This is a genomic window from Streptomyces chattanoogensis, assembly GCF_001294335.1.
Lineage (GTDB): Bacteria > Actinomycetota > Actinomycetes > Streptomycetales > Streptomycetaceae > Streptomyces > Streptomyces chattanoogensis.
Window position 1 is genome coordinate 1 of sequence record NZ_LGKG01000014.1, and the last position, 1,379, is coordinate 1,379.

A 1,379-nucleotide genomic window follows, 5' to 3' on the forward strand; every position below is an offset into this window, starting at 1 on the left:
GCTCCGCATAGACCGCCTGCCATGTCGGGTCGCACGGCTCGGGGAGGTCGATCTCGGGGACGACTTCCGCCACGTCGACGTGCACCCAGGATTGCGACGCCTCCCGGACGAAGTCACCGCGCTGCACGGTGCGGACCCGGTTGACGCACTCGCCCTCCCCGAGGAACGAGGCCACCCAGTCGGGCGCCGGCACCCGCTCGCTTCGCTTGTGGTGGATCGTCTCCCCGGCCTGCGTGATGCCGCGGATGCGCTGGGCTCCGGCGATCAGGTTTCGGCGGGGCGCGACGAACACGCCCTTCCCCTGCTGTGACACGAGGTAGCCCTCGGCTTTGAGCAGGGCGATTGCCCGGTATACGGCGTTGTCGCTCAGGTCGAACTGACTCATGAGCGCGCCGGTCGGGGGGAGTTTGTTGCCCGGTTCGAGCGTCCCCAGGTCGATCCTCGCGCGCAGGTAGGCGGCCATGCGCTCCACGGTCCCGGCCATGATCGGTTCCTCGCTTCCTATCGGATGTGGTTGACGGTACCGGACTGATCCCTTAACTTCCTACAGGAAGGCACTTCCTATGGGGAAGTCCCTACCGAGAGCGCAGGGAGTCGCAATGGAGCACGACGGACCGGCCGACCGGCCCCTGATGACGATGCGGATCAGTCGGGACAGCGGCCGTACGTGGTCGCCCGTTCGGGAGATCTGGCCGGACGACTGCGACGTGCACCCGTGGGACGCGATCATCTGGCCGCCCTGCGCCTGCCCCCGTCACCGCAAGGGATCGGAGATCAACCGGTGAGCACACCGACCGCAGCCGCTACGGGCGGCAAGAACAGCAAGAACGACTCCGCGAAGTTCGGCGCGTCGTTCGCCCCCTCGTTCACGCTCAACCTGTCGCAGAACAAGACCAACAACAGCGGGGGCGGCGGCGGGAGCCGTGGCTCGGTCCCCGCGCAGGGAGGCCGGGGCGGACACTCCGAGGCCCTGCTCCCCCCGCCCGAGTTCACCTCTCCGGCGGACGTGCGGAACTACTGCAACCACCTGCGGGCCGTCATGGTGACGCTCTCGTTCGAGGTGGCCATGGGTGCCGAGATCCTGAAGGGCGTTCTGTCCACGGTCCCGGACCCCGAGGGCCGTATCGGCGGCTCGAAGGCCCGGGCCTGGAAGGTCTCGCGGAAGCTGCGGAAGTCCGCGGACGCCGCCGCCTCCGCCGCGAAGAACGCCGCGGCCACCTATGCCGCCTTCCAGCAGGCGTACGAGGAAGAGATCAACCGCGTCAAGCACCGTGCCCGGCGCCCCCAGGGTCCGCGCATGGACTGGGCTCAGCAGTAAGGGGAGGGGCGGTCATGGGTGAGAAGGACATCGAGCAGCAGCACGAGGAACAGCTCAAGGG

General features: G+C 68.5%; 3 protein-coding genes. 2 read left to right on the forward strand and 1 reads right to left on the reverse strand.

All coding sequences use genetic code 11. The annotated features are described in order from the left end of the window. Positions 1 to 484 (reverse strand): GntR family transcriptional regulator (locus ADL29_RS05590; RefSeq protein WP_053922640.1); only part of this gene is annotated, 484 nt, incomplete at its 3' end. A 115-nt stretch (positions 485 to 599) separates the two neighbouring features. Between ADL29_RS05590 and ADL29_RS05595 the strand changes: the two genes are divergently transcribed. Continuing rightward, positions 600 to 785: a hypothetical protein gene (locus tag ADL29_RS05595; RefSeq protein ID WP_030498532.1), complete on the forward strand. Its 186-nt coding sequence runs from the start codon at positions 600 to 602 to the stop codon at positions 783 to 785. Further along, entirely contained in the window at positions 782 to 1,318 is a 537-nt protein-coding gene (traA, locus tag ADL29_RS05600; RefSeq protein WP_030498531.1) for a plasmid transfer protein TraA, read from the forward strand. Before ADL29_RS05595 ends, traA begins: the two co-directional genes overlap by 4 nt. The last annotated feature ends 61 nt before the right edge of the window (positions 1,319 to 1,379 follow it).